The organism is Citrobacter sp. C5_2, from assembly GCF_014596845.2.
Taxonomy (GTDB): Bacteria; Pseudomonadota; Gammaproteobacteria; order Enterobacterales; family Enterobacteriaceae; genus Citrobacter; species Citrobacter werkmanii.
The window spans coordinates 1,985,342-2,011,118 of the sequence record NZ_CP115032.1 but is presented as its reverse complement, the minus strand read 5'-3'; the positions used below and the strand labels follow the sequence as shown (position 1 = coordinate 2,011,118).

Genomic DNA, 25,777 nt, shown 5'->3' with positions numbered 1-25,777 from the left:
CTAACTCCTTAAGCAGCGGCCAGCCAGCGCGTTAAACGCGCCCCAAATGCGGCCTGACTTTCCAGTAACTCTTCTCCCGTCACCAACGGTGCCGGACGTGTAATTACGATGCAGGGGATACCGGCATCCAGACAGGGTTGAACTTTTTCCTGATAACCACCTTCCGCACCAGATGCTTTGGTGATCACCACATCAGCCTGACACTGACGGTAAAACGCGGCGTTGAACTCGGCGCTAAACGGCCCGCACAACGCAAAAATTTCACCGACGCCAAAGCCCAGATCCGCGCATTGCTGAATGACCTCAGGTACAGGCAGAACGCGCGCCAGCAGCGTTTTTTCCGCTAATCTTTCACGCCAGATGGCTAAATCTTTACTGCCGGTGGTGAGCAACACGCGTTTACCGAAGCGTCGCGCAACCTCGCAGGCTTGCTGAATACTCTGTACGGTAAACAGATGCGGGTGAGTTAAACCACTCAACTGCTCAGGACGCTGGTAGCGGCTAAGCAGCACGCCCGCCGCTTCGCAAGCGCTCACGATATTGCGGCTCACCACCTCGGCATACGGATGCGAGGCGTCAATCACCCAGCGCGTCCGATTTTCCTGCAGCCAGGCAATCATTTGCTCACGCTCCAGACGTCCGCAACGCACCTGGCCTTTGATGTCTCCCGCCAGTTGCTTCCCCGTTGGGGTCGCCACTGACAGGGTGTAGGCCACGTTTGCCGCATCCAGTTGCTGACACAGCATGCGCGCATCGCTGGTACCGCCCATGACCAACACGTCACCGTAATTCACAGCACATAACCTCGTGGCGTGATCATCAGGCCGTCCTGCACGTAGGTTGTTTTGTTGCCAACGATCACCAGACTGGTCATATCAACCGGTTCAAAGTCCATTTCACCGAGAGTGGTCAGCCATTTTTCCTGCTTTTTACGTCCGGCTGACTTCACGATACCGACCGGCGTTTGTGCGCTCTTGCTGGCTGAAAGCAGCTCAAATGCGCGCGCCAGATGTCCTTCACGACCCCGACTGCGCGGGTTGTAGAAACAGATGACAAAGTCGGCTTCGCCAGCGGCAACGATGCGTTTTTCGATAACCGGCCATGGCGTCAGCAGATCGCTTAAGCTGATGTGGCAGAAGTCGTGCATCAACGGCGCGCCCAGTAAGGAGGCGGCGGCGATGCTGGCAGTCATGCCTGGGATCAGTCTGACCTCAACATCCAGCTTTTGCTTACTGACCAGCTCCAGCACCAGCCCGGCCATCCCGTAAATCCCCGCATCACCGCTGCTGATGAGTGCCACATTGTGACCCGCCTGCGCCAGTTCGATCGCCGCCTGACAGCGTTCAATCTCCTTGCACATCCCGGTTTTGATCACCTGTTTGTCGCCAGTAAAGGCCTTAACCAGATGGGTGTAGGTTTTATAGCCAACGATGATTTCCGCTGCCTGCAGTGCTTCAACGGCTTCCATGGTCATCATTGCCTGCGAGCCAGGGCCAATTCCAATTACGCTTAACATCAGTGTGAAACTCCCAAAGTGATAGTGACGCCCTGTTCGCGCAGGGTCTCGCCTAACAGTTGTCCGTGGCTCAGCAGCCAGGCTGCAGGACCAGAAACGCTTCCTGTACCCACCGTTTTACGAACAAACGATGAGGCCGGAAAACGGTGTTCATGCTCACGCAGCGCGTCAGCGGAAAAGGTTTCGAAAGGCACGCGGCAGCACGAAGCCAACTGGATGAGCCCCTGTTCATCTTTTTTCAGCGTGATACTGCCAATGGCTTTGAGCGCCAGCGGGTCGAGTTGCTGGGCTTCAAGTTGACGGGCAAGCAGCGCAGCCAGCAGTGGAAACGGTGTGTCGCGGCGACAACCAATTCCGGCCACGACCCGCTGCGGCACCAGCTTCCAGTGCGGAACAGGCAGTTCGGGTAAGTTGGTGCGTAATGTGATACATACCAGCGCATCCAGTTCGGGAAGCTGATTGAGATCGGTTACCGTAATAAAACCACGGCGATCGCAATGGCTGATATCCTGGGTCAGTTCGTCATCCCACCACAGGCCAACCCGTTTGTTGCTGACCAGCATCTGATTCACGATCTTCACCGCCGAACGGAAATCGCTCATCCGGGCATTCAACTGGAATGCCAGCGTATCCAGGGCCGCCATATCGTTGACATCCGTCGCCGTGGTGATTACCGGGTCGGCGCCCAACATGCCTGCCAGATAACGCGCCAGCGCATTCGCGCCCCCTGCGTGGCCGGAGAGCAGGCTGATGACATGCTGGGCACGTTCATCAATGACCACCACCGCCGGATCGCAAAATTTATCGTTGACCAGCGGGGCCAGTACGCGCACCGCAATGCCGGTCGCCCCGATAAAAATCAGCGCCGAATAATTCATAAACGCTTCGCGGGCGGTATTGGCAAAGCCGTTTTCAAAGGGAATAAACCCCTCCTCCAGCAGCTTTTCACTGGTAAAACAGGTGACCGGCAGCATAGCCGCCAGACGTTTCGCCAGCACAACGCCGCCTGGCGTCAGGCAAAAAAGCGCAATTGACTCAGGCTTTACGGTATTCATGGCTAAAGTCCGCCGCATAGAGTTTGGAGTAGTGATACTCCGAGCCCAGGAAATCACCGACCAGAATCAGGGCCGTTTTGCGGATGCCCGCATCGCGAACCTTGTCGCCAATATCCGCCAGAGTACCGCGCACGGTCTGGCTTTCTGGCCAGGTCGCCTTGTAGATCACCGCCACTGGCGTGGTCGCCGGATAACCGCCTTCAATCAAACGCTCGGCCACCCGATGAATACGCTGGACGGAAAGATAAATCGCCATTGAGGTTCGGTGGCTGGCAAACGACTCCAGTTGTTCGCGCTCGGGGACCGGCGTGCGTCCTTCCAGACGAGTAATGATCAGGCTTTGGGAGACTTCAGGCACGGTATACTCCACGCCGAGTTCCGCCGCCGCACCGAGGAATGCGCTGACGCCGGGCACCACCTGCCAGTCGATCCCGCGTTTGGTCAGTTCCTCGCCCTGCTCGCGGACGGAACCGTACAGTGAGACATCGCCAGTTTGCAGACGCACCACGGTCTTGCCAGCCTTCACGCCAGCTTCCATCAGATCGAGGATCTGCTCCAGATGCAGTTCAGCGCTGTCGTGGCATTCAGCACCGGCGGGGCAATATTCCAGCAGTTCGGTGTTAATCAGCGATCCAGCGTAGATAACCACCTGCGCCTGCTGTAGCAAACGGTAACCTTTGAGGGTAATCAGCTCGCGATCGCCAGGACCTGCGCCAACGAACCACACGCTACGGGGATCAAAAATCTCAGACATGGTTTCCTTCCTTCTGACAGGCGATAACAAATACGGGGTTATTCGGTTTGAAATAATGACCACTGCCAAGCGTGGTAAGCGAGGAAACCTGTAGCTGCAGGCAATCCACTCCCTGTACGCCAAGATGGTCCAGATGAGCCAGCGCGGTATTGAGGTTTTCCTGGAGGATAAACGTCATTACCAGCCGCCCGGCGGGATGCAGTTGACGCATCGACCAGTCAATGAGATCGGTCAGATGCCCACCGCTGCCGCCCATAAAAATGGCATCGGCTTTTTCGGCGATGGTCATTGGCGCAACGCCGGGAAAAATGTCGATATTTGCGCAGGCAAAATGCTGGCGATTTTCATCCAGCAACCTGAGCGCCGCCGGGTTACGTTCGATTGCCGTCACGCGCAATCCAGGATATTGCAGCGCCGCTTCTATCGACACGCTGCCTGTTCCCGCACCAATATCAATCAGGTGACTGGCGCGGTGTAATTCAAGTTTTGAGAGGGCAAGTGCGCGTACCGCTTCTTTGGTCATCGGCACCTTCTCTCCACGCAGAAACAGCTCATCTTTCATCAAGGATCACCACTGCATTCATGTCATAGTCGGCATTAATTTCACTCACAGGCAGGACATGGATCCGCTCGTTTTCCATCGCCAGGTTTTCGCCAATAACCATCCAGCGATGTCCCTTGCCTCGAGTGATTAGCTGCTGCGCGATTTCACGTGGGCCGCACAACGCATCTGTTACCATCCCCACCTTGTTATGTCGGGCCAGTTCATCGAAACAGACGCTGCGCCCGTGGCTACTGGTCAGCCACATATCGTTCATATCGATACCGGACTGCGCGCACAGATACTGCACCGCGCTAATACCGGGAATAATGCGTACCTGCCCGATGCCAAAATGCGCCACCATGCGCGTCCCAATGCCGTAGAACAACGGATCGCCAGACGCCAGCACGACGACATGCTTATCCTTGTGCGCAGTTATCCAGTTCAGGAGCTCCGCGATATTGGCGCCAAGAGCAAACCGTTCACCGGTGAAATCCGGGAATTGCTGCAAATGCCGCTTTCCGCCGACCAGCACGTCAGCCGTTGCGACCGCTTCACGCGCCGCAGGCGTCATCAAATGCAAACCTGCGGGTCCCATTCCCACAACGATTAACATTGCATCTCCTCAGCAATTTCTGCGATCGGGCGATTACTGCCAAGCACCTGATTGTCAAACGAGAACATGATAGCGTCGCAGGTCGGGGGATTTTTGGTAAAGCGCAACGTTTGCAGAACGCGCATACAGATACGCTCCGCCAGATGGTTATAAATATGCTGAAAGCCGTACGCGTCGATGTGTTCCATCGCCGCTTCGGTAGTATCGCAGTCGCTGACCAGCCTCAGCAGTTCCAGAGGCGCGCCAAGCAACGCGAGATGGGCCACCAGCGTTTCCATACGCGCATCGGCAATATGGCTGTGGGTATGGAAGATCCCCGCCGCGATTTTGATAAGTTTCCCGGGATGTCCCACCAGCACGATTTGCCGAAATCCCAGACGGACGGCTTCTTCAATCATGTAGCCGACAAAGTTGCTCATGGTGACCACAACCTGGGTGTCGATGCCCATCTGTTCACGCACAAAACGTTCACCGTGGTTTCCCGGCACCAGAACCACGCGATCCAGACCCGCCGCGCGTTTAATTTCCAGCTCCAGCGACAGCGAACGCTTCCAGCTCTCTTCCGACATTGGCGTGACGATACCCGTGGTGCCAATAATCGAAATGCCGCCCAGAATGCCAAGCCGCGAGTTGTAAGTTTTTTGCGCCCGCTCTTCGCCTTCCGGCGCGAAGATTTCAATCTGCGCCCCACGATTTGGACCAATCGCTTCACGTACCGCCGACTCAATGGTCTGGCGAGGTGTGCGGTTAATCGCCGAACTCCCCACCGGTAGACCGATCCCTTTGCGGGTAACCGTACCGACCCCTTCACCGCCCTGTAAGGCGATCACGCCACTATCATCTAACGTCACGCGGGCAAAAATCAGCATGCCATGCGTGGCATCGACATCATCGCCACCGTCTTTACGGATCGCGGCTATCGCCTGCTGCCCTTCGATATGCGGCGATTCGACGTTCAGGCACAGCGTCACCCCGGAAGGCGTCACGATGGAAACCTGATGGATCAGGTGCTGGCGCAATACCATCAGCGCCGCCACTTTTGCAGCCGCCGTCGCGCACGATCCCGTGGTATATCCTTTACGCAGCGCTTTGCCGTTGTGCCACACCGGCGTATCGAAGGCCTCGCTCATCGCGCCCCCTGCATGTGATAAAGCATGGCATTGACGATAGCAGCGGCGACGTTACTCCCCCCTTTACGTCCTAACGCAGCAATGGCCGGCAGGTTGCTTTGGGTCAGGGCATCTTTCGACTCTTCAGCACCAACGAACCCAACCGGTACACCAACCACACCGCTAACCGCAACATCATGCTCAAGCAGGCGGAACAGCGCTGTCGGCGCGTTGCCAAAAACAAACAGCTTTTCCCCCTCTTCTTTCACCGCAATATCGACAGCCGCCATTGAGCGGGTGATCCCCTGCTCTTTTGCCGTACGTACGACTCGTGGATCGCTGATATAGCAGCGGCACTCGCCGCCAAATTTTGCCAGCAGCGTTTTATTGATCCCGGAAAGGGCCATGGTGGTATCGGTATAAATCACGCTCGAACGGCTAAGCGCCGAGCAGAACTGCTCCAGCACATCACTGGAAAACCACAGAATGTCCAGCCAGTCGAAATCCGCCGTGGTGTGAATGACCCGCTTGATAATGGCTTCATGCAACGGACTGGCAAACTGATAGTCCGGACGGGTTTCACGGATAATCTCGCCAATAATGTCGAAACTTTTGGCCTCAATAGCCTGGGGTTGCTGGATATATTGCATAGTGTTGTCCTCAGGCTACACCGACCAGCAGCCACCGCAGCGCGATAAACAGCGCCAGTGCCAGCGTCGATGCCACCCACATCAATCGAATCGTATGGGAAATGTCGTCTACCGAAATGTCGCGTTGTGCATCACCAATCCACGGTTTCTCAACGCGCTCGCCAAAGTAGTCATTAGGGCCACCCAGACGAATACCTAATGCCCCGGCAACGGAGGCCTCCGACCACGCGCAGTTTGGGCTACTGTGGTTGTAGCGATCGCGCCAGCCGATCTGCAAAGCACGCGAGCCGTCCTGACGGCATAAAAATGCAGCCGCGCCCAGCAACAGCCAGCTCAGTCTCGCAGGAATATAATTTGCGACATCATCCAGACGCGCGCTGACCATACCGATAGCGCGGTATTTTTCATGTTTGTAACCCACCATGGAGTCAAGGGTATTTACCGCTTTGTAGGCCATCGCCAAAGGCGCGCCGCCGAGAAGAAGGAAAAACAGCGGCGCGATGATGCCATCAACGGTGTTTTCGGCCACGGTTTCCACCACGGCACGATTGATCTGCTGAGGTTGTAATTGCGAGGTATCGCGACCTACGATCCAAGATAACTTTTCCCGACTTGCGGCAAGGTTACCGGCACGCAACGGACGTTCGACATCCTGCGCGGCGTTCGCCAGACAGCGCCCCGCCAGCACGGTAAAGATCATCCAAACCTCTACCACCCAACCAAGCCAGGGATGAATAGAGTGCGCCAGCGCCAGTACGCCCCAGGACACAGCCCAGGTCAGGCCAACCACCACTACCCACATCGCCGCGCCACCAATGCGCAACGCACGATCGCTATGGCAGTAGCGCCGCACGACTCGCTGCATGGCAGAAATCAGATTGCCAATCCAGCGCACCGGATGCGGCCAGTTCTGCGGATCGCCGATAATAAAATCAAGCAGCCAGGCAACACACCACGCAAGGATCGTCATAGCGCGCTCCTCGCGGCTGCCAACCAATGGTTAAGCATCTGCGGACGTTGAGCAAAATGAACGTGTAGATAGCTGGCGAAAGTGTTACCCACCTGCCAGCCGCCGGACCAGGTCTGCAACGTTTTGCCATCGCGCACTTTGCGACAGTGCATCACCGCGGGAGTTTCAGGAATAAAATCTGAGTAGTGAAATTCATGCCCACGCAGTACTTCGCCTTCTGCAGCTAACAAGGTTTGCTGCGCGGCCTGCGCCTCGCAGTAGCCAAATCGGGTCAGTCGTTTCCCCATTTTGCTGTGACCGGGAATGATATCCGCCATCAACCAGCTATCACCGTGGCTGTCCTCCAGCGAGCTGCCGAGATACATCAGCCCACCGCACTCGGCGTAAATCGCCACGCCGCGGTGATGTGCGGCTCGCAATTGCTTAAGCATCGGGACATTGCGGGCCAGACCCGCAGCATGTAACTCAGGGTATCCGCCACCCAGCCAGATCATCTGACAATCAGGTAAACAGGTGTCGTGCAACGGGCTAAAACGAACAATCTTCAACCCCGTGCGTTCAAGCAAAGTAATATTGTCCGGGTAATAAAAGTTGAACGCTTCGTCATCAGCGATAGCAAGCGTTAGCCCTTCTCCGGCATCAGTATCGGGAAGCGTAGGCCATTCACCCGCAGGGAGGGTGTTTAGCTGGCTTAATTTCAGTAGAGCATCGATATCCAGCGTCTGCTCCAGCGTCGCGGCAAAGTCCTGCCACGGCTGCTGATTGATAACAGACTCACGCGCAGTAACCAGCCCCAGATGACGCTCCGGAAGCGCAACGCCTTCCATACGGGGAACGTAGCCTAATACAGGAACGGAACAGTAACGCTCAATCGCCACCTTCAGCAGCTGATAATGCGTTTCGCTGTTGACCCGATTAACGATCACCCCGGCGATGTTCAGCGTGGGATCAAAATGCTGAAAACCCATTACCGTTGCGGCTATCGAGGTGGAAACAGCTTTACCATCAACCAGTAAGATGACCGGGCAACCTAACTGTTTGGCCATCGCGGCGGTACTGCAGTAGTTCGGATCGGTACCATAACCGTCATACAACCCCATCACGCCTTCAATCACGGCGATATCGGCATGTTGCATCTGCTCGCGGAATAAAGCATTCAGAGTGGAAGCGGGAAGCATGAAGCTATCAAGATTGCGGGAAGCGGTACCGCATACCGCTGTATGCCAGCCGGTATCTAGGTAATCAGGCCCCACTTTGCAAGGCTGGACGCGTAAACCGCGTTTTTTCAACAAGCTCAACAAGCCCAGCGTCACCGTGGTTTTACCACAGCCGCTTCCGGTACCTGCAAGAACAAATGCGTGAAAATTGGCCGCCATACCCTGATCCTGTTCAGGGTGGTAGGGGTGTAGAGATACCCAGTCTCTCGACTGTATGCATCTGAACCACCCACTTCCCACCGAAGTTGTTGGTAGTCACTGACAGGCAGGTCTTCTGGCTTAGCGTCATCCTCACCCGTCCTTCCCAATCTTGCGATCAGTGGTCCATACGGGGTCGTCAGCATCACAGCAGCGGGGGCTGCGGGGGATTCTCACCCCCTTCCCTACCACAAATGTGGCAAACCTGTCAGTTCAAGAGCCGTAATTAAGCTCCCTGTTATGAGGTAAATTCACGACCTCATGACAATAATTCAATTTAATATCTTTCCGGGTTCATTCAGCCAATTATCTGGCATAAACCCACTTATTCACATGTTCACATTTTGAATGAAAGTGTCTGCAAAGAATAAAGAAAGTCAGGCATACAGACACTGTATCTCATCACAAAAATAAAAACTGGTGCAGTTTATCCCTCTAATACTATTATTTTGTTGCGCTATGACAATTTATTGACTGCTGTTGTTACTTTTCATTTTATAATTACTGACATAGCGCCCGATATCAAAAATCGGCAATAGCAAAATATTGCTATTTAAGCGGACTCACCGCGTGAAATGACATTTATTTGCTGGCGAAATGCCTGCGGCGTAACCTGATACGTCTGGCGGAATACTTTGCAGAAATAACTGGTTTGTGAAAAGCCTAAATTACGCGCAATGCTGGCTATGCTCCAGTCACTATGACAGAGCAACTCTTTGGCACTCGCCATTCGCTGTTGATTTACCCAAGCGTTAAACCCGATACCCTGATATTTTTTGAACAATTTACTGAAATAGTAAGGGCTAAGGTAAACATGAGACGCAACATCTTCCAGGCGTAACTCATCTGACAAATGCGCATCAATATAGCGCAGCGCTTTTTTCATTTTGCTGTCGTGAGGATTCGGCGTTCGGTTGGCGCGTACTGGCTCTGCCTGCTGCGGGTTGTCTTTGATAACCACAAAATTTAGTTGTTTTTTAAGGCAATTTTCCACGATGAGCTTTAGCAGATCCGCCGAGGCGATAACGCGCGAATAGTCCATCTCCGGCACATTACGAAATTCACTGAGCAGTTCGGGATCGGCTTGCCAACGGTCATCGACGTTCAGGATATCCACCAGGCCGACATCGTTACTTAAACGCACCTGACCGCACAATACGAACCCAACCAGGTGACCCGCAATTACCAGCGGAATTGAAAAGTCGGTAAGCCCCGCGTGGCAGCGATAGATGCAGGGTTGATCAGATTTTGAAGCTTCCAGCCCGCCACAGCGATCGCTCATACGACAACGGGTACTGTGCTGAGGATGCTGGCGCATCAACTGACAAAAAGGGGTGAAATTAAAAAGCTCAGAAATTTCATCACCGTGAATATTGACAACCACAACAGCCAGACTGGTGGCCTGCGCAAAATCCTGTGCGATTTTATTAATGAGTTCTGAGTTCAGGGCACTCGCAGAAATCATGATAAAACCTCTCAGTTAATTTATTGTTATAAATAAAACATACTATTTACACATCCAGTTTCATCTCGCTTTCCTAGGCGCTGATGAAAGTCATCATCGAACATAACAAAAGTCTCCCATTGTGGGGAGACTTTTTCAGCGGTTCAGGAAACCGGATCACGAAAACAGTTTTTACGCTTCAAAAATAAACATCTTCCGTGAAGCTAGCTCTCATTTTCCTCCAGTTTACACGTATTACACGGTAAATTTTTGCCAATAAAATAACGATAAATTGCTGCGCCCGCGCACGCACCGATGATGGGGGCCACAATCGGTACGATGAAATAAGGGATATCACGCCCGCCAGTCATCGCCACATCTCCCCACCCGGCCATCCATGCAAATATTTTTGGACCGAAATCACGTGCCGGGTTCATCGCAAATCCGGTGAGCGGCCCGGTAGATGCACCGAGAACAGCCACCAGAATGCCAATCAATAAAGGCGCCAATGGCCCTCGGGGGACGCCATTACCGTCATCGGTAAGTGCCATGATCATGCCCATCAGAATGGAAGTGATCACTACTTCAACCAGCGCAGCCTGCCAGACGCTGAGCGCCGCCGCTGGATAAGTACTAAAAATACTGGCCAGTTGCAGGCTTTCAAGGCTGCCGCGCACCATTTGATGGGCAGACTCATACTCGGTAAATAGACTTCCGTACAGCAGATAGGCTAGCAACGCGCCGCCAAAGGCACCCGCAACCTGCGCTACGGTGTATGGCACAACTTTGCGCCCCGGAAAACAGGCAAATAACCACAGGGCGATGGTGATTGCAGGATTGAGATGCGCGCCAGAAATTCCCGCTGTCAGGTAAACGGCAAGCGAGATCCCCAACCCCCATATGATGCAGATCTCCCATAATCCCAAACTGGCGCCCGCGACTTTAAGTGCGCTCAGGCATCCGATGCCAAAAAACAAAAACAGCCCGGTACCCAAAAACTCAGCAATGCATTGCGCTTTTAGTGAATCGTTCATTGTGACACCTTCTAAGCAGAGTTCGTGTCTTTACCAGCGGACTCCTTGCTGGTACGTAGAATACTTCAAGGCTTACTATAAAAAGCCGTATCGGCAAAATGTTGGCAATCTGAAGGCGGCATGCCCCTCAAAATCGTGCTGAGATAGCAAATTCTTGCTATCACTTTTATTAAAACAGGCGAGAACACAGGGAAATCCACTATTAGTGGTACATTTGTGAAACGATAAAATATTGCTATTGGCAGAATTATGTTTTCAGACAATCATCACATTTTCATTTTTCCGCATAGCAAATGCCATTTTTAATGTCACTAACAAAAGTGTAAATATGGAATTAACATAACTAAATATTCATATTATGAAAATAAAAAATAACCATTAAAAACAAAAAGATAAAATAAAACGCAGCAATTTTATATCACCATAACCTCACTATTTTTTCATTCATACTTTCAACTCAGCCATTCTTTTTCCTCGCTTCTTTTTATAGTCATGAATATCGGGACAACCCAGGCGAGGTCTTTATGCAACAAGAAGCGTTAGGAATGGTAGAAACCAAAGGCTTAACTGCAGCCATAGAGGCCGCAGATGCAATGGTGAAATCAGCCAATGTAATGCTGGTCGGCTACGAAAAAATTGGTTCGGGGCTGGTAACCGTTATTGTCCGCGGCGATGTCGGCGCAGTCAAAGCAGCAACAGATGCCGGCGCCGCCGCAGCCCGTAATGTGGGAGAAGTGAAAGCCGTACACGTTATCCCGCGCCCTCATACCGATGTAGAAAAAATCTTACCGAAGGGAATTAGCTAATGAGCAGCAATGAGCTGGTTGAACAGATCATGGCGCAGGTGATTGCTCGCGTGGCAACCCCAGAACAGCAGGCTATCCCTGAAAATAATCACCCAACACGAGAAACGGCTATGGCAGAGAAAAGCTGCAGTTTAACGGAGTTTGTCGGTACCGCGATTGGCGACACCGTCGGTCTGGTAATCGCCAACGTAGACAGCGCCTTACTGGACGCGATGAAACTTGAAAAACGTTATCGCTCCATTGGCATCCTTGGCGCCCGTACTGGCGCGGGTCCGCACATTATGGCCGCCGATGAAGCGGTAAAAGCAACAAATACGGAAGTCGTCAGTATTGAATTACCACGAGATACCAAAGGCGGCGCGGGCCACGGCTCGCTGATTATCCTCGGCGGCAACGATGTTTCCGACGTGAAACGCGGAATTGAGGTTGCGCTGAAAGAGCTGGATCGCACCTTTGGCGATGTTTATGCCAACGAAGCCGGTCACATCGAGATGCAATACACCGCCCGCGCCAGCTACGCGCTGGAAAAAGCCTTTGGCGCGCCGATTGGCCGAGCCTGTGGCGTGATTGTCGGCGCACCAGCCTCCGTGGGTGTCCTGATGGCTGATACTGCGCTGAAATCCGCCAATGTAGAAGTTGTAGCCTACAGCTCCCCGGCCCATGGCACCAGCTTCAGCAACGAAGCCATTCTGGTCATCTCTGGTGATTCCGGCGCAGTTCGTCAGGCTGTTATCTCCGCCCGTGAAATCGGTAAAACCGTACTCGGGACCCTCGGCTCAGAGCCGAAAAACGATCGTCCGTCCTACATCTGATATCAGTGAGGCTGATTCATGAGATCGAAAAGATTTGAAGCACTGGCGAAACGCCCTGTGAATCAGGATGGTTTCGTTAAGGAGTGGATCGAAGAAGGCTTCATTGCGATGGAAAGCCCGAACGACCCTAAACCATCAATTAAAATCGTCAACGGTACTGTGACTGAACTGGACGGCAAATCCGCCAGTGAATTTGACTTAATTGACCATTTCATTGCCCGCTACGGCATTAACCTGGCGCGCGCTGAAGAAGTCATGGCAATGGACTCGGTCAAACTGGCCAATATGCTTTGCGACCCTAACGTGAAGCGCAAAGATATCGTGCCGCTGACCACCGCCATGACACCAGCAAAAATTGTCGAAGTGGTGTCCCATATGAACGTCGTCGAGATGATGATGGCCATGCAGAAAATGCGTGCTCGTCGAACTCCGTCTCAACAGGCGCACGTCACTAACGTCAAGGATAACCCGGTACAGATTGCCGCTGACGCTGCAGAAGGCGCATGGCGCGGATTTGACGAACAGGAAACGACCGTTGCCGTCGCACGCTACGCGCCATTTAACGCCATTGCCTTGTTAGTCGGTTCACAGGTTGGACGCCCTGGCGTGTTAACTCAGTGCTCTCTGGAAGAAGCAACCGAACTTAAGCTCGGCATGCTGGGCCACACATGCTACGCGGAAACTATCTCCGTCTATGGTACAGAACCCGTCTTTACCGACGGCGACGACACACCATGGTCGAAAGGCTTCCTCGCCTCTTCCTACGCCTCTCGCGGCCTGAAAATGCGCTTTACTTCCGGCTCTGGCTCTGAAGTTCAGATGGGTTATGCCGAAGGTAAATCGATGCTTTATCTGGAAGCCCGCTGCATTTACATCACCAAAGCCGCTGGCGTGCAGGGTTTGCAAAACGGCTCAGTAAGCTGCATCGGCGTACCTTCTGCCGTCCCGTCCGGTATTCGTGCGGTTCTGGCCGAAAACCTGATCTGTTCTTCTCTGGATCTGGAATGCGCCTCCAGCAACGATCAGACCTTTACCCACTCGGATATGCGTCGTACCGCGCGTCTGCTGATGCAGTTCCTGCCAGGTACTGACTTCATCTCTTCCGGTTATTCCGCGGTACCGAACTACGACAACATGTTCGCCGGTTCCAACGAAGATGCTGAAGACTTTGACGACTACAACGTTATCCAGCGCGACCTGAAAGTGGACGGAGGCCTGCGTCCGGTTCGAGAAGAAGATGTTATCGCCATTCGTAACAAAGCGGCCCGCGCGCTGCAGGCTGTGTTTGCCGGGATGGGATTACCGCCAATCACTGATGAAGAAGTGGAAGCTGCGACTTACGCTCACGGATCGAAAGATATGCCAGAGCGCAACATCGTTGAAGACATCAAATTTGCACAAGAGATCATCAGTAAAAATCGCAACGGTCTTGAAGTGGTAAAAGCGCTTGCTCAGGGCGGGTTTACCGATGTTGCGCAGGACATGCTCAACATCCAGAAAGCCAAGTTAACCGGGGATTATCTGCATACCTCCGCCATTATCGTTGGCGACGGACAGGTGCTATCCGCAGTAAATGACGTCAATGACTATGCCGGTCCGGCAACAGGTTATCGCCTGCAAGGCGAACGCTGGGAAGAGATCAAAAACATCCCTGGCGCACTTGATCCCAACGAGCTTGGCTAAGGGGTGAAAAATGGAAATTAATGAAAAGTTGCTGCGCCAGATAATTGAAGACGTGCTGTCTGAAATGCAGACCAGCGACAAACCCGTCTCATTCCACGCATCGACAGCGGCAAGCGCGCCGCAGGCCGCAGCGGTACAGAGCGACAGTTTTCTGACCGAGATTGGCGAAGCTAAACAAGGTCAGCAGCAAGACGAAGTGATTATTGCCGTAGGTCCAGCGTTCGGGCTCTCACAAACCGTCAATATCGTCGGGATCCCGCATAAGAATATCTTGCGCGAAGTGATTGCCGGGATTGAAGAGGAAGGCATTAAAGCACGCGTTATCCGCTGCTTTAAATCCTCTGATGTCGCGTTTGTCGCCGTGGAAGGCAACCGTCTGAGCGGTTCCGGGATCTCTATCGGCATCCAGTCAAAAGGCACCACGGTTATCCACCAGCAGGGGTTACCGCCGCTTTCTAATCTGGAACTGTTCCCTCAGGCGCCGCTTCTGACGCTGGAAACCTATCGTCAGATCGGTAAAAACGCCGCGCGTTATGCCAAGCGTGAATCTCCGCAACCGGTCCCTACTCTGAATGACCAGATGGCTCGACCTAAGTACCAGGCGAAATCGGCCATTCTGCACATTAAAGAGACCAAATATGTCGTGACGGGCAAAAACCCGCAGGAACTGCGCGTGGCGCTTTGATAAAGGATAACTCCATGAATACCGACGCAATTGAATCGATGGTTCGGGATGTGCTGAGCCGGATGAACAGCCTGCAAGGCGAGTCCGCAACTCCGGTTGCGGCAAGTTCATCAGCACATACCGCGAAAGTCACGGATTACCCTCTTGCGAATAAACATCCTGAGTGGGTAAAAACCGCGACCAACAAAACCTTGGATGACTTCACGCTCGAAAATGTTCTGAGCAACAAGGTGACGGCACAGGACATGCGCATCACGCCTGAAACGCTGCGCCTGCAGGCGGAAATCGCCAAAGATGCCGGGCGTGACAGGCTGGCGATGAACTTTGAGCGCGCCGCAGAGCTAACCGCTGTACCTGACGATCGCATCCTGGAGATCTACAACGCGCTACGCCCGTATCGCTCGACTAAAGATGAGCTGATGGCTATCGCTGACGATCTCGAAAATCGTTATCAGGCAAAGATCTGTGCGGCTTTCGTTCGTGAAGCGGCAGCGCTGTATGTTGAGCGTAAAAAACTCAAAGGCGACGACTAACTCAGGGACAGGATCATGCGATATATAGCTGGCATTGATATAGGTAACTCATCAACGGAAGTCGCTCTGGCTACCCTGGATGAGTCTGGCGCGCTGTGTATTACCAACAGCGCCCTGGCAGAAACTACCGGGATAAAAGGCACATTGCGTAATGTGTTTGGCATTCAGGAGGCACTTACGCTGGCAGCAAAAAACGCCGGCATCAATGTCAGCGATATTTCGCTCATCCGTATTAACGAAGCCACTCCGGTCATTGGCGACGTGGCGATGGAAACAATCACCGAAACCATCATCACTGAATCCACCATGATCGGCCATAACCCTAAAACGCCGGGCGGTGTCGGGCTGGGTGTTGGCATTACTATTACGCCGGAAGAGCTGCTCAGCCGTCCGGCGGATACACCTTATATTCTGGTGGTGTCATCGGCATTTGATTTCGCCGATGTCGCCACGATGATTAATGCCTCGGTACGCGCCGGATACCAGTTAACTGGCGTAATTTTGCAGCAAGACGATGGCGTGTTGGTCAGCAATCGTCTGACTCACCCCCTGCCCATCGTGGATGAAGTGCTTCATATCGACCGTATCCCATTGGGTATGTTAGCTGCTATTGAGGTCGCGGTTCCCGGAAAGGTCATTGAAACGCTTTCTAACCCCTACGGGATTGCAACTGTCTTTGGTCTCAATGCCGACGAGACTAAAAACATTGTCCCGATGGCGCGCGCGCTGATCGGCAACCGCTCTGCCGTGGTGGTGAAAACGCCGTCAGGCGATGTGAAAGCACGAGCCATTCCCGCCGGGAATCTGGAGCTACAGTCACAAGGGCGTACCGTACGCGTCGACGTTGCAGCAGGCGCTGACGCGATTATGAAAGCCGTTGGCGAGTGCCCGAAACTGGATAACGTTACCGGCGAAGCGGGGACCAATATTGGCGGCATGCTGGAACATGTACGCCAGACAATGGCTGAATTAACCAACAAACCCAGTCAGGAAATCTTTATTCAGGATCTACTGGCGGTTGATACCTCGGTTCCCGTCAGCGTGACCGGTGGACTTGCCGGTGAGTTTTCGCTGGAACAGGCTGTCGGTATTGCCTCAATGGTGAAATCAGATCGCCTGCAAATGGCAATGATTGCCCAGGAGATCACGCAAAAGCTCAACATTGATGTCCAGGTTGGCGGGGCTGAAGCCGAAGCGGCCATTCTCGGGGCCTTAACCACTCCGGGTACGACGCGACCACTGGCTATTCTGGATCTCGGTGCGGGATCGACCGACGCCTCCATCATCAACCCGAAAGGCGAAATTATTGCCACACACCTGGCGGGCGCGGGCGATATGGTCACGATGATTATTGCCCGTGAACTGGGGCTGGATGACCGTTATCTGGCCGAAGAGATCAAAAAGTACCCGCTGGCGAAAGTTGAGAGCTTGTTCCATCTTCGCCACGAAGATGGCAGCGTTCAGTTCTTCCCTGAACCTCTTCCGCCAACGGTTTTTGCCCGCGTGTGCGTAGTAAAACCTGATGAGCTGGTGCCCCTGCCAGGCGAACTGGCGCTGGAGAAAGTACGGGCCATTCGCCGCAGCGCCAAGGAGCGCGTTTTTGTCACCAACGCGCTCAGAGCATTACGTCAGGTGAGTCCGACCGGGAACATTCGGGATATTCCCTTCGTGGTGCTGGTTGGCGGCTCGTCCCTGGACTTCGAAGTACCGCAACTGGTCACCGATGCGCTGGCGCATTATCGCCTGGTTGCCGGGCGCGGCAACATTCGTGGCACCGAGGGTCCGCGCAATGCGGTCGCGACCGGGCTGATTCTCTCCTGGCACAAGGCGTTCGCTCATGGAAAGTAATCTCAACACGCCCGCTATCGTTATCTTCACCACCGGTGACTGTGCTGACACCTGGAACGACGTGCTGCTGGGTATTGAAGAAGAAGGGATCCCGTTTGTGATTCAGGAGAACCATTCAGCCGACGTTATCCACAACGCATGGCTCGCCGCATGCCAGTCGCCGCTGCTGGTTGGCATTGGCTGCAGTCGCGAAAAACTGGTCGTGCACTACAAAAATCTACCCGCGTCAGCGCCGCTTTTTACGCTGATGTATCAACAAGATAACCACGCTCGTCGCAGCATCGGTAATAACGCTGCGCGGCTGGTTAAAGGCATTCCATTCCGAGAATGCCACTCATAACCCACAGGAGACAAGCAGTATGAATAACGCACTGGGACTGGTTGAAACAAAAGGGCTTGTCGGCGCTATTGAAGCCGCTGATGCCATGGTGAAATCCGCAAACGTGCAGTTGGTCGGTTACGAAAAAATCGGCTCAGGTCTGATCACCGTTATGGTTCGCGGCGATGTCGGCGCGGTGAAAGCCGCAGTAGATGCAGGAAGCGCAGCTGCAAGCGCCGTTGGCGAGGTGAAATCCTGCCACGTTATCCCGCGTCCGCACAGCGACGTTGAAGCCATTTTACCTAAATCCGCATAAGTCGTTGCAACCAAGGAGCACAGCGTGAAGCAATCACTGGGATTACTCGAAGTTAGTGGTCTGGCATTAGCCATCAGTTGCGCGGACGTCATGGCGAAAGCCGCCTCCATCACGCTGGTGGGCCTCGAAAAAACCAACGGTTCAGGCTGGACGGTGATCAAGATAATCGGGGATGTGGCCTCCGTGCAGGCGGCCATTTCTACCGGTGTCAGTTTCGCGGACCAACGCGATGGGCTGGTGGCTCACAAAGTCATTTCCAGACCAGGGGACGGAATCCTGTCACATAGCGTTACACCGGAACCCGAGCCAACACCCGCCCCCATCCAGGTCGAGCCGCAAGAAGAGATGTTGGTGGACAGCACAGCGTCCGAAGCGCCGCAAAATGCGGAGTTGATTAGCTGCAATCTGTGCCTTGACCCAGCCTGTACCCGCCAGAAAGGTGAGCCCCGCTCTCTTTGTCTGCACTCTGGCAAACGAGGTAAAGCGTGATGGATAAACAGCAACTCAAGTCAACGGTCGCCAAAGTTCTGGATGAAATGCGCGAGCGCCCTATTCCGCTGGGGATCTCTAATCGTCATATTCATCTTTGCACTGAAGATTACGTCCGTTTGTTTCCCAATCAGCCTATCAGCAAGAAAAAAGGGCTATTGCAGCCCGGACAATACGCTGCAGAGCAGACCGTCACGCTGGTTGGACCTAAAGGACAGTTAAAAAATGTGCGTTTACTCGGCCCGCTACGTAGCGCCAGTCAGGTTGAAATTTCACGCACCGATGCCCGTACGCTAGGTATTGCTGCCCCGCTGCGTATGTCGGGCAATATTCAGGGCACGCCGGGTATTCGCCTTGTCAGTCCATTTGCTGAACTGGACTTAACATCCGGCGTCATCGTTGCTCAACGGCATATCCATATGTCGCCGCTCGATGCCCTGATTCTGCGGGTTTCCCATGGTGATAAAGTCTCGGTCGCCATTAATGGCGATGAACGCCGGCTGATTTTCGATAACGTCGCCGTACGCGTTTCGCCGGATATGCGCCTTGAGATGCATATTGATACCGACGAAGCCAATGCCGCAGGGGCGGATAATCCGCAGGCATTCGCCACACTGGTGACTTCACAATGAACAACGAACTGCTGCAACGCATTATCGAGGAGGTTGTTTCCCGATTAAAAAAACGCGCGGCAAGCACGATCTCCCTCAGCGTCGCGCAGTTACGGGAAGTAGACCCACGGATATTATGCTGCCAATACTCGTCACTGCACATTTTGCAGGCTGACCTGCTCCTGCTGGAGCAAATTGTCGAAAGCAGCCCTGCCAATATGTCGGTAGTCACGATCCACGAAGCGCTGGCATGCGGAGTCCGCGTGAAAATTTCTCTACATCACCAATTGTTACCCGCAGTACCCGTGAAAAAACTCGCGCGTCTGCCGCTGGAGTTTGGTGACGAACTGGGGCGAGCGATCGTTCTGCATCCTGAAAAACTTCTCAGTTACGCCGACGTCGCCCAATTGCACGATGCGGTTTTAGTGCTACGCCGTCGATGCGTCGTCACTGCGCTGGCTCAGGAAACTGTCAGTACGCGAAATGTCCAATTAATTAAGCAGGAGTGAGCTATGCATCTGGCACGGGTTACAGGCGTTGTTGTCTCCACGCAAAAGTCCCCTTCACTGGTGGGGAAAAAGCTGTTGCTGGTACGTCGGGTGAGTGTTGACGGAGAGCTGCCAGCCTCCCCGACGACCGGGGACGAAGTCGCCGTTGATTCTGTCGGCGCAGGAACCGGAGAACTGGTTTTACTCAGCAGCGGCTCCAGTGCCCGGCACGTTTTCTCCGGCCCAAATGAGGCCATCGATCTGGCTATTGTCGGCATTGTCGACACGCTTTCTCGTTAGGAGGAACTATGGCGATTTATACCCGCACTGGCGATGCCGGCACAACGGCCCTCTTTACCGGGCAACGCGTAAGCAAAACGCATCCGCGCGTCGAGGCTTACGGGACGCTGGACGAACTCAATGCGGCGCTTAGCCTGTGCGTTTGCGCGGCGAAAAGCCCACAGCACCGCCAGTTACTTGAAAACATTCAACTGCAGCTTTTTTGGTTCAGCGCCGAACTCGCCAGCGAGAGCCAACAACCAAACCCAGAGCAGCGCTACATCAGTTCAGAAGAAATTGCAGCGCTGGAAACCGCCATCGATACCGCGATGGGGAGAGTACCGCCGCTGCGCAGCTTTATTTTACCGGGCCGCAGCGAAGCGGCCAGCCGTCTGCATTTTGCCCGTACGCTGGCTCGCCGCGCAGAGAGGCGACTGGTCGAGCTTTCTGCCGATATCGCCGTCAGACATGTGCTGATGCGTTACATCAATCGTCTGTCCGACTGCTTATATGCGCTCGCACGGGCAGAAGATCATGACGCACATCAAAACGACATTATTCAGAAAGTGGCTGAGCGTTATCTCGCCGCCATCCGTACATCAGCCATAAAGGAGCCGGCGATGTCTCTGTCTTTTCAGGAGCTCCATCAACTGACTCGCGCTGCGGTGACGAGAGCAGAAGAACTTCAGGTTCCGGTCGTCATCAGCATTGTTGATGCGAACGGGACCCAAACGGTGACCTGGCGTATGCCTGACGCATTGCTCGTCAGTAGCGAACTGGCACCCAAAAAAGCCTGGACCGCCGTGGCGATGAAAACCGCCACGCATGAATTAACGTCAGCGGTGCAACCAGGCGCGGCGCTTTACGGTCTGGAAAGCCATATGCAGGGAAAAGTCGTCACTTTTGGTGGCGGATACGCATTATGGCGAGAGGGTCTACTCCTTGGGGGTCTTGGCATCAGCGGGGGAAGCGTTGAACAGGATATGGACATTGCAGAAACGGCCATTGCGGCGATTAACGTGAGAACACATCAATGAATACTTCAGAACTTGAAACCCTCATCCGTAACATTTTGAGTGAACAACTCGCCCCGGCAAAAACAGAAACCAAAGGAAACGGAATTTTTCCGTCCGTGGGTGAAGCTATCGAAGCCGCGCATCAGGCTTTTTTACGTTACCAGCAATCGCCATTAAAAACCCGCAGCGCCATCATTCACGCCCTGCGAGAAGAACTGACCCCTCATCTTGCTTCCCTGGCCGCTGAGAGCGCAGCCGAAACAGGAATGGGCAACAAAGAGGATAAATTCCTCAAGAATAAAGCTGCGCTGGACAATACTCCAGGGATCGAAGATCTCACCACCACGGCACTGACCGGCGATGGCGGCATGGTGTTATTCGAGTATTCACCGTTTGGCGTGATTGGCTCCGTCGCCCCCAGTACCAACCCGACGGAAACCATTATTAACAACAGCATCAGTATGCTGGCTGCGGGGAACAGCGTTTATTTTAGCCCGCATCCGGGCGCGAAAGCGGTCTCACTGAAACTGATTGCCATGATTGAGGATATTGTTTTCCGCTGCTGCGGGATCCGGAATCTTGTCGTCACGGTCACAGAACCCACCTTTGAGGCTACCCAGCAGATGATGGCACACCCTAAAATCGCAGTTCTGGCGATTACCGGTGGCCCAGGCATTGTAGCTATGGGTATGAAAAGCGGGAAAAAAGTCATTGGCGCAGGCGCAGGCAACCCTCCCTGTATTGTCGATGAAACAGCCGACCTGGTTAAGGCGGCGGAAGATATCATCAACGGCGCATCTTTTGATTACAACCTCCCCTGCATTGCTGAGAAGAGCCTGATTGTTGTTAGTGCCGTTGCCGAACGCCTGGTTCAACAAATGCAGTCTTTTGGCGCACTGCTTCTCACGAGCGAAGAGGTAGACAAACTGCGGGCAGTCTGTTTGCCCGAAGGCATGGCCAATAAAAAGCTGGTAGGAAAAAGCCCGGCCACCTTACTGGAAGCCGCAGGAATACCTGTTCCGGCAAAAGCGCCTCGATTACTGATAGGTATCGTCAAGGCTGACGACCCGTGGGTTACCAGCGAGCAGCTAATGCCAATGCTCCCCATCGTCACGGTGAGCGATTTTGACAGTGCGTTAACGTTGGCTCTGAAAGTTGAAGAGGGATTGCATCACACCGCCATTATGCATTCACAGAATGTGTCGCGTTTGAATCTTGCCGCACGCACGCTTCAGACCTCCATTTTTGTGAAAAATGGCCCCTCTTACGCCGGGATTGGCGTGGGTGGTGAAGGCTTTACCACTTTCACAATTGCGACGCCGACCGGTGAAGGAACAACATCGGCACGTACTTTCGCACGTTCTCGTCGTTGCGTGCTGACAAACGGTTTTTCTATTCGCTAATGGGGCCGTTATGAAAAGCTTTTCACTGCAAACTCGATTATTCAGCGGCCAGGGAAGCCTGGATGTGCTCAAGCGTTTCACGAATAAGCATATCTGGATTATCTGCGATGGTTTTCTGGCGCGTTCTCCTGTGATTGAAAAGCTGCGCAACACGCTTCCTGCGGATAATCGCATCAGCATTTTCAGCGATATTACCCCCGACCCAACCATTAGCACGGTGGTGCAAGGGATTGCGCAAATGCAGTCCCTGCGACCGGATGTTGTCATTGGTTTTGGCGGAGGCTCAGCGCTGGATGCCGCGAAAGCCATCGTTTGGTTCAGCCGACAGTTTGGTATTGAAATCGAAACCTGTGTTGCTATTCCCACCACCAGCGGCACAGGCTCGGAAGTGACCAGCGCCTGCGTGATTAGCGATCCGGATAAAGGCATTAAATATCCCTTGTTTGACAATGCGCTTTACCCGGATATGGCCATCCTCGATCCAACGCTGGTTGTCAGCGTACCTCCTGCCATCACCGCGAATACCGGCATGGACGTCCTGACGCATGCGCTGGAGGCTTACGTGTCCACGAAGGCCAGCGATTTCACCGACGCGCTGGCGGAAAAAGCGGCACAAATCGTCTTCCAGTACCTTCCCGTCGCCGTCAGCAAAGGCGAGTGTCTGGCAACCAGGGGGAAAATGCACAACGCGTCAACGCTCGCAGGAATGGCATTTAGTCAGGCGGGGTTGGGTATAAACCATGCGATTGCCCATCAGTTGGGCGGCCAGTTTCATCTGCCCCACGGACTTGCCAATGCACTGCTGCTGACCCCTGTCATTCATTTTAATGCCCGCGACCCCAGGGCCGCGAAGCGCTATGCCCGTTTCGCTAAAGCCTGCCATTTATGCCCGAATAACGCGAACGATACGGCTGCGCTGAATGCGCTCATTCATCACATTGAGCTTCTCAAAAAACAGTGTGCGTTACCTTCTTTCGTTGACGCACTCAAAGACGGAAAGCAAAACTGGTCACAGCGTATACCGTCGATGGTTCAGGCCGCGCTGGCTGATGTCACGCTGCAAACCAATCCTCGTGTTGCCGACGCCAGTGCCATGCAGGAACTGCTTGAGGAATTATTATGAATACAGCCATGACGGCAGAGTCCACGCTTTATGATGCGCAGACGATACGCGAACGCGTTCGGGCTGCTGGCGTTGTTGGAGCCGGCGGTGCAGGCTTTCCTGCGCACGTAAAATTACAGGCGCAGGTCGATACATTTCTGGTGAATGCCGCCGAATGTGAACCGATGTTAAAAGTTGACCAGCAATTGATGAGCGTCCAGGCAGGCCGACTTATTCGCGGCGTTAAATATGCCATGACGGCTACCGGAGCCAGTGCCGGTATTATTGCGCTCAAAGAGAAATACCAGAAGGCTATCAATGCGTTAGCTCCTCTGCTACCTGCCGATATCCGGTTACACATTTTACCTGATGTCTACCCGGCCGGTGACGAGGTGCTGACCATCTGGATGGCAACAGGCCGGAGGGTCCCACCTGCCGCACTGCCGGTCAGCGTCGGCGTGGTGGTTAATAACGTCCAGACCGTGCTCAACATCGCCAGAGCGGTTGAACAGCAATATCCCGTTACCCGTCGTACGTTGACCGTCAACGGCGCAGTCGCCAAACCAATCACACTCACTGTCCCTATCGGGATGTCACTTCGCGAGGTGCTGGCGCTGGCGGGAGGCGCAACCGTTGACGATCCAGGATTTATTAATGGCGGCCCGATGATGGGCGGTCTTATTACCTCCCTGGATACCCCCGTCAGCAAGACCACCGGTGGGTTGCTGGTTTTACCAAAATCTCATGCGCTGATTCAGCGGCGAATGCAGGATGAACGCACCGTGCTTTCCGTCGCAAAAACCGTATGCGAACAGTGCCGTTTGTGTACGGATTTGTGCCCAAGGCACTTAATCGGCCATGAATTATCACCACATCTGCTGGTTCGCGCGGTTAATTATCAGCAGGCGGCCACACCACAACTGCTGCTCACAGCCCTGACCTGCTCAGAATGCAATGTCTGTGAAAGCGTTGCCTGTCCGGTTGGAATATCGCCGATGCGAATCAACCGCATGCTTAAACGCGAACTACGGGCGCTCAACCATCGTTATGAAGGGCCGCTAAATCCTGAGGATGAAATGGCGAAGTACCGGTTGATCCCGGTTAAGCGCCTTATTACCAAACTGGGTCTTAGCGACTGGTATCACGATGCGCCATTGGCTGAGACTGATTATTCCACCGATGAAACGACGCTGTTGCTACGCCAGCATATTGGCGCCAGCGCCATCCCATGTGTGCAGCAAGGCGATCGCGTTGTTCGCGGTCAATGCGTTGCCGATGTGCCAGCAGGCGCATTAGGTGCGCCAGTCCACGCCAGTATTGACGGTATTGTCAGCGATATCACTGAGCAATCCATCACGGTAATAAGAGGTTAATCATGTCTCAGGCTATAGGGATCTTAGAACTCACCAGCATTGCCAAAGGAATGGAAGCTGGCGATGCCATGTTAAAAAGCGCGAATGTGAATTTACTGGTCAGCAAGACCATCTGCCCGGGAAAATTCCTGCTTATGCTTGGTGGTGACGTAGGCGCAGTACAGCAGGCGATAGCCACTGGTACATCTCTTGCTGGAGATATGCTCGTTGACAGTCTGGTACTGCCTAATATCCATGCCAGCGTACTCCCGGCGATCAGCGGGTTAAATAGCGTGGATAAGCGTCAGGCTGTCGGGATTGTTGAAACATGGAGCGTGGCGGCCTGTATCTGTGCCGCGGATCGCGCAGTTAAAGCTTCCAATGTCACATTGGTTCGCGTGCACATGGCATTTGGTATTGGCGGCAAGTGCTACATGGTTGTCGCTGGCGATGTATCCGATGTGAATAACGCAGTAACGGTTGCCAGTGAAAGCGCGGGTGAAAAAGGCCTGTTGGTTTATCGCTCCGTTATACCTCGCCCGCATGAAAGCATGTGGCGGCAGATGGTGGAGGGATAATGGAAAGACAGCCCACCACGGATCGTATGATCCAGGAATATGTTCCTGGCAAGCAGGTCACGCTGGCGCATCTTATCGCCAATCCCGGAAAAGATTTGTTCAAGAAACTGGGATTACAGGATTCAGTATCCGCAATCGGGATTTTGACGATTACCCCCAGCGAAGCCTCAATTATCGCCTGCGATATCGCCACGAAATCCGGAGCGGTAGAGATTGGTTTTCTCGACCGATTTACCGGCGCGGTGGTACTAACGGGCGACGTCTCCGCCGTTGAGTACGCGCTAAAACAGGTAACCCGAACGCTGGGCGAAATGATGCGTTTTACCGCTTGCCCCATCACCCGGACGTAATCT

30 protein-coding genes and 1 riboswitch are annotated in these 25,777 nt (G+C 53.8%); of the genes, 18 read left to right on the top strand and 12 right to left on the bottom strand.

Features of this window, described 5'->3' with window-relative positions; translation table 11 throughout:
- Nucleotides 1-8: 8 nt before the first annotated feature.
- From ICA20_RS09650 to pduF, 12 genes are all read right to left on the bottom strand, one after another.
- Complete coding sequence (locus ICA20_RS09650; protein WP_038641647.1) at nucleotides 9-794, bottom strand: cobalt-precorrin-6A reductase; 786 nt, start codon at nucleotides 792-794, stop codon at nucleotides 9-11.
- Nucleotides 791-1,516 carry a precorrin-3B C(17)-methyltransferase gene (locus ICA20_RS09645; protein WP_003030278.1) on the bottom strand — a complete coding sequence of 242 codons (726 nt, stop codon included), beginning with the start codon at nucleotides 1,514-1,516 and terminating at the stop codon, nucleotides 791-793. Before ICA20_RS09645 ends, ICA20_RS09650 begins: the two co-directional genes overlap by 4 nt.
- On the bottom strand, nucleotides 1,516-2,571 hold the full coding sequence (gene cbiG / locus ICA20_RS09640) for a cobalt-precorrin 5A hydrolase (RefSeq protein ID WP_038641649.1): 1,056 nt from the start codon (nucleotides 2,569-2,571) through the stop codon (nucleotides 1,516-1,518). The genes ICA20_RS09645 and cbiG overlap by 1 nt, the downstream gene beginning before the upstream one ends.
- Complete coding sequence (locus ICA20_RS09635) at nucleotides 2,552-3,325, bottom strand: cobalt-precorrin-4 methyltransferase (protein ID WP_038641651.1); 774 nt, start codon at nucleotides 3,323-3,325, stop codon at nucleotides 2,552-2,554. Before ICA20_RS09635 ends, cbiG begins: the two co-directional genes overlap by 20 nt.
- Complete coding sequence (locus ICA20_RS09630; protein ID WP_038641653.1) at nucleotides 3,318-3,887, bottom strand: decarboxylating cobalt-precorrin-6B (C(15))-methyltransferase; 570 nt, start codon at nucleotides 3,885-3,887, stop codon at nucleotides 3,318-3,320. Before ICA20_RS09630 ends, ICA20_RS09635 begins: the two co-directional genes overlap by 8 nt.
- Entirely contained in the window at nucleotides 3,877-4,482 is a 606-nt protein-coding gene (locus ICA20_RS09625; protein WP_038641655.1) for a cobalt-precorrin-7 (C(5))-methyltransferase, read from the bottom strand. Before ICA20_RS09625 ends, ICA20_RS09630 begins: the two co-directional genes overlap by 11 nt.
- A complete protein-coding gene (gene cbiD / locus ICA20_RS09620; protein ID WP_038641657.1) occupies nucleotides 4,476-5,612 on the bottom strand; it encodes a cobalt-precorrin-5B (C(1))-methyltransferase CbiD in 1,137 nt (378 codons plus the stop codon). Before cbiD ends, ICA20_RS09625 begins: the two co-directional genes overlap by 7 nt.
- The gene (locus ICA20_RS09615) at nucleotides 5,609-6,241 is read right to left on the bottom strand and encodes a cobalt-precorrin-8 methylmutase (protein ID WP_038641659.1); all 633 of its coding nucleotides are present in this window, start codon (nucleotides 6,239-6,241) and stop codon (nucleotides 5,609-5,611) included. Before ICA20_RS09615 ends, cbiD begins: the two co-directional genes overlap by 4 nt.
- A 10-nt stretch (nucleotides 6,242-6,251) precedes the next feature.
- Nucleotides 6,252-7,211, bottom strand: a complete 960-nt coding sequence (gene cbiB / locus ICA20_RS09610) for an adenosylcobinamide-phosphate synthase CbiB (protein ID WP_038641661.1) — start codon at nucleotides 7,209-7,211, stop codon at nucleotides 6,252-6,254.
- Entirely contained in the window at nucleotides 7,208-8,587 is a 1,380-nt protein-coding gene (locus ICA20_RS09605; protein WP_038641663.1) for a cobyrinate a,c-diamide synthase, read from the bottom strand. The genes cbiB and ICA20_RS09605 overlap by 4 nt, the downstream gene beginning before the upstream one ends.
- A gap of 87 nt (nucleotides 8,588-8,674) precedes the next feature.
- Nucleotides 8,675-8,850: riboswitch (cobalamin riboswitch) on the bottom strand.
- Between the two features lie 329 nt (nucleotides 8,851-9,179).
- Nucleotides 9,180-10,091 (bottom strand): regulatory protein PocR, encoded by a 912-nt coding sequence (pocR, locus tag ICA20_RS09600; protein ID WP_006683984.1) that lies wholly within the window; start codon nucleotides 10,089-10,091, stop codon nucleotides 9,180-9,182.
- A gap of 203 nt (nucleotides 10,092-10,294) precedes the next feature.
- Nucleotides 10,295-11,104 carry a propanediol diffusion facilitator PduF gene (pduF, locus tag ICA20_RS09595; protein WP_038641665.1) on the bottom strand — a complete coding sequence of 270 codons (810 nt, stop codon included), beginning with the start codon at nucleotides 11,102-11,104 and terminating at the stop codon, nucleotides 10,295-10,297.
- A 524-nt stretch (nucleotides 11,105-11,628) separates the two neighbouring features.
- On the opposite strand from pduF, the gene pduA reads away from it, so the two are divergent.
- Genes pduA through pduU form a run of 18 tightly spaced genes read left to right on the top strand, consistent with a single transcriptional unit; the run spans nucleotide 11,629 to nucleotide 25,774 of the window.
- Nucleotides 11,629-11,910 carry a propanediol utilization microcompartment protein PduA gene (pduA, locus tag ICA20_RS09590; RefSeq protein ID WP_003030255.1) on the top strand — a complete coding sequence of 94 codons (282 nt, stop codon included), beginning with the start codon at nucleotides 11,629-11,631 and terminating at the stop codon, nucleotides 11,908-11,910.
- A complete protein-coding gene (pduB, locus tag ICA20_RS09585; protein ID WP_003030252.1) occupies nucleotides 11,910-12,722 on the top strand; it encodes a propanediol utilization microcompartment protein PduB in 813 nt (270 codons plus the stop codon). Before pduA ends, pduB begins: the two co-directional genes overlap by 1 nt.
- Nucleotides 12,723-12,740: 18 nt before the next feature.
- Nucleotides 12,741-14,405, top strand: coding sequence for a propanediol dehydratase large subunit PduC (gene pduC / locus ICA20_RS09580; RefSeq protein ID WP_038641668.1), 1,665 nt, complete (start codon nucleotides 12,741-12,743; stop codon nucleotides 14,403-14,405).
- 10 nt (nucleotides 14,406-14,415) lie between these two features.
- Nucleotides 14,416-15,090, top strand: a complete 675-nt coding sequence (pduD, locus tag ICA20_RS09575; protein WP_038641670.1) for a propanediol dehydratase medium subunit PduD — start codon at nucleotides 14,416-14,418, stop codon at nucleotides 15,088-15,090.
- 14 nt (nucleotides 15,091-15,104) lie between these two features.
- A complete protein-coding gene (pduE, locus tag ICA20_RS09570) occupies nucleotides 15,105-15,623 on the top strand; it encodes a propanediol dehydratase small subunit PduE (RefSeq protein WP_016153529.1) in 519 nt (172 codons plus the stop codon).
- Nucleotides 15,624-15,638: 15 nt separating this feature from the next.
- Nucleotides 15,639-17,471: a diol dehydratase reactivase subunit alpha gene (locus tag ICA20_RS09565; protein WP_038641673.1), complete on the top strand. Its 1,833-nt coding sequence runs from the start codon at nucleotides 15,639-15,641 to the stop codon at nucleotides 17,469-17,471.
- Entirely contained in the window at nucleotides 17,461-17,811 is a 351-nt protein-coding gene (locus tag ICA20_RS09560; protein WP_038641675.1) for a glycerol dehydratase reactivase beta/small subunit family protein, read from the top strand. Before ICA20_RS09565 ends, ICA20_RS09560 begins: the two co-directional genes overlap by 11 nt.
- A 19-nt stretch (nucleotides 17,812-17,830) precedes the next feature.
- Nucleotides 17,831-18,106, top strand: coding sequence for a propanediol utilization microcompartment protein PduJ (gene pduJ, locus ICA20_RS09555; RefSeq protein ID WP_001057752.1), 276 nt, complete (start codon nucleotides 17,831-17,833; stop codon nucleotides 18,104-18,106).
- Between the two features lie 24 nt (nucleotides 18,107-18,130).
- Complete coding sequence (locus ICA20_RS09550) at nucleotides 18,131-18,595, top strand: BMC domain-containing protein (protein WP_038641678.1); 465 nt, start codon at nucleotides 18,131-18,133, stop codon at nucleotides 18,593-18,595.
- Nucleotides 18,595-19,227, top strand: a complete 633-nt coding sequence (locus ICA20_RS09545) for a phosphate propanoyltransferase (RefSeq protein WP_038641680.1) — start codon at nucleotides 18,595-18,597, stop codon at nucleotides 19,225-19,227. The genes ICA20_RS09550 and ICA20_RS09545 overlap by 1 nt, the downstream gene beginning before the upstream one ends.
- Nucleotides 19,224-19,715, top strand: a complete 492-nt coding sequence (gene pduM / locus ICA20_RS09540) for a microcompartment protein PduM (protein ID WP_038641683.1) — start codon at nucleotides 19,224-19,226, stop codon at nucleotides 19,713-19,715. Before ICA20_RS09545 ends, pduM begins: the two co-directional genes overlap by 4 nt.
- Before the next feature lie 3 nt (nucleotides 19,716-19,718).
- Nucleotides 19,719-19,994 carry a EutN/CcmL family microcompartment protein gene (locus tag ICA20_RS09535; protein WP_038641685.1) on the top strand — a complete coding sequence of 92 codons (276 nt, stop codon included), beginning with the start codon at nucleotides 19,719-19,721 and terminating at the stop codon, nucleotides 19,992-19,994.
- Between the two features lie 8 nt (nucleotides 19,995-20,002).
- Nucleotides 20,003-21,010: a two-domain cob(I)yrinic acid a,c-diamide adenosyltransferase PduO gene (gene pduO, locus ICA20_RS09530; RefSeq protein ID WP_038641687.1), complete on the top strand. Its 1,008-nt coding sequence runs from the start codon at nucleotides 20,003-20,005 to the stop codon at nucleotides 21,008-21,010.
- Entirely contained in the window at nucleotides 21,007-22,392 is a 1,386-nt protein-coding gene (gene pduP, locus ICA20_RS09525; RefSeq protein ID WP_038641689.1) for a CoA-acylating propionaldehyde dehydrogenase PduP, read from the top strand. The genes pduO and pduP overlap by 4 nt, the downstream gene beginning before the upstream one ends.
- A 10-nt stretch (nucleotides 22,393-22,402) precedes the next feature.
- A complete protein-coding gene (locus tag ICA20_RS09520) occupies nucleotides 22,403-23,515 on the top strand; it encodes a 1-propanol dehydrogenase PduQ (RefSeq protein WP_038641691.1) in 1,113 nt (370 codons plus the stop codon).
- A complete protein-coding gene (pduS, locus tag ICA20_RS09515) occupies nucleotides 23,512-24,867 on the top strand; it encodes a cobalamin reductase PduS (protein WP_038641693.1) in 1,356 nt (451 codons plus the stop codon). The genes ICA20_RS09520 and pduS overlap by 4 nt, the downstream gene beginning before the upstream one ends.
- 2 nt (nucleotides 24,868-24,869) lie before the next feature.
- Nucleotides 24,870-25,424, top strand: coding sequence for a propanediol utilization microcompartment protein PduT (gene pduT, locus ICA20_RS09510; RefSeq protein WP_003030201.1), 555 nt, complete (start codon nucleotides 24,870-24,872; stop codon nucleotides 25,422-25,424).
- Nucleotides 25,424-25,774 (top strand): propanediol utilization microcompartment protein PduU, encoded by a 351-nt coding sequence (pduU, locus tag ICA20_RS09505; RefSeq protein ID WP_032939586.1) that lies wholly within the window; start codon nucleotides 25,424-25,426, stop codon nucleotides 25,772-25,774. Before pduT ends, pduU begins: the two co-directional genes overlap by 1 nt.
- Nucleotides 25,775-25,777: the final 3 nt, after the last annotated feature.

Bases quoted from the DNA above. Each gene is read 5' to 3' on its own strand.
- ICA20_RS09645 (WP_003030278.1), bottom strand. From the start codon at position 1,516: ATGTTAAGCGTAATTGGAATTGGCCCTGGCTCGCAGGCAATGATGACC.
- cbiG (WP_038641649.1), bottom strand. From the start codon at position 2,571: ATGAATACCGTAAAGCCTGAGTCAATTGCGCTTTTTTGCCTGACGCCA.
- ICA20_RS09635 (WP_038641651.1), bottom strand. From the start codon at position 3,325: ATGTCTGAGATTTTTGATCCCCGTAGCGTGTGGTTCGTTGGCGCAGGT.
- ICA20_RS09630 (WP_038641653.1), bottom strand. From the start codon at position 3,887: ATGAAAGATGAGCTGTTTCTGCGTGGAGAGAAGGTGCCGATGACCAAA.
- ICA20_RS09625 (WP_038641655.1), bottom strand. From the start codon at position 4,482: ATGTTAATCGTTGTGGGAATGGGACCCGCAGGTTTGCATTTGATGACG.
- cbiD (WP_038641657.1), bottom strand. From the start codon at position 5,612: ATGAGCGAGGCCTTCGATACGCCGGTGTGGCACAACGGCAAAGCGCTG.
- ICA20_RS09615 (WP_038641659.1), bottom strand. From the start codon at position 6,241: ATGCAATATATCCAGCAACCCCAGGCTATTGAGGCCAAAAGTTTCGAC.
- cbiB (WP_038641661.1), bottom strand. From the start codon at position 7,211: ATGACGATCCTTGCGTGGTGTGTTGCCTGGCTGCTTGATTTTATTATC.
- ICA20_RS09605 (WP_038641663.1), bottom strand. From the start codon at position 8,587: ATGGCGGCCAATTTTCACGCATTTGTTCTTGCAGGTACCGGAAGCGGC.
- pocR (WP_006683984.1), bottom strand. From the start codon at position 10,091: ATGATTTCTGCGAGTGCCCTGAACTCAGAACTCATTAATAAAATCGCA.
- pduF (WP_038641665.1), bottom strand. From the start codon at position 11,104: ATGAACGATTCACTAAAAGCGCAATGCATTGCTGAGTTTTTGGGTACC.
- pduA (WP_003030255.1), top strand. From the start codon at position 11,629: ATGCAACAAGAAGCGTTAGGAATGGTAGAAACCAAAGGCTTAACTGCA.
- pduB (WP_003030252.1), top strand. From the start codon at position 11,910: ATGAGCAGCAATGAGCTGGTTGAACAGATCATGGCGCAGGTGATTGCT.
- pduC (WP_038641668.1), top strand. From the start codon at position 12,741: ATGAGATCGAAAAGATTTGAAGCACTGGCGAAACGCCCTGTGAATCAG.
- pduD (WP_038641670.1), top strand. From the start codon at position 14,416: ATGGAAATTAATGAAAAGTTGCTGCGCCAGATAATTGAAGACGTGCTG.
- pduE (WP_016153529.1), top strand. From the start codon at position 15,105: ATGAATACCGACGCAATTGAATCGATGGTTCGGGATGTGCTGAGCCGG.
- ICA20_RS09565 (WP_038641673.1), top strand. From the start codon at position 15,639: ATGCGATATATAGCTGGCATTGATATAGGTAACTCATCAACGGAAGTC.
- ICA20_RS09560 (WP_038641675.1), top strand. From the start codon at position 17,461: ATGGAAAGTAATCTCAACACGCCCGCTATCGTTATCTTCACCACCGGT.
- pduJ (WP_001057752.1), top strand. From the start codon at position 17,831: ATGAATAACGCACTGGGACTGGTTGAAACAAAAGGGCTTGTCGGCGCT.
- ICA20_RS09545 (WP_038641680.1), top strand. From the start codon at position 18,595: ATGGATAAACAGCAACTCAAGTCAACGGTCGCCAAAGTTCTGGATGAA.
- pduM (WP_038641683.1), top strand. From the start codon at position 19,224: ATGAACAACGAACTGCTGCAACGCATTATCGAGGAGGTTGTTTCCCGA.
- ICA20_RS09535 (WP_038641685.1), top strand. From the start codon at position 19,719: ATGCATCTGGCACGGGTTACAGGCGTTGTTGTCTCCACGCAAAAGTCC.
- pduO (WP_038641687.1), top strand. From the start codon at position 20,003: ATGGCGATTTATACCCGCACTGGCGATGCCGGCACAACGGCCCTCTTT.
- pduP (WP_038641689.1), top strand. From the start codon at position 21,007: ATGAATACTTCAGAACTTGAAACCCTCATCCGTAACATTTTGAGTGAA.
- ICA20_RS09520 (WP_038641691.1), top strand. From the start codon at position 22,403: ATGAAAAGCTTTTCACTGCAAACTCGATTATTCAGCGGCCAGGGAAGC.
- pduS (WP_038641693.1), top strand. From the start codon at position 23,512: ATGAATACAGCCATGACGGCAGAGTCCACGCTTTATGATGCGCAGACG.
- pduT (WP_003030201.1), top strand. From the start codon at position 24,870: ATGTCTCAGGCTATAGGGATCTTAGAACTCACCAGCATTGCCAAAGGA.
- pduU (WP_032939586.1), top strand. From the start codon at position 25,424: ATGGAAAGACAGCCCACCACGGATCGTATGATCCAGGAATATGTTCCT.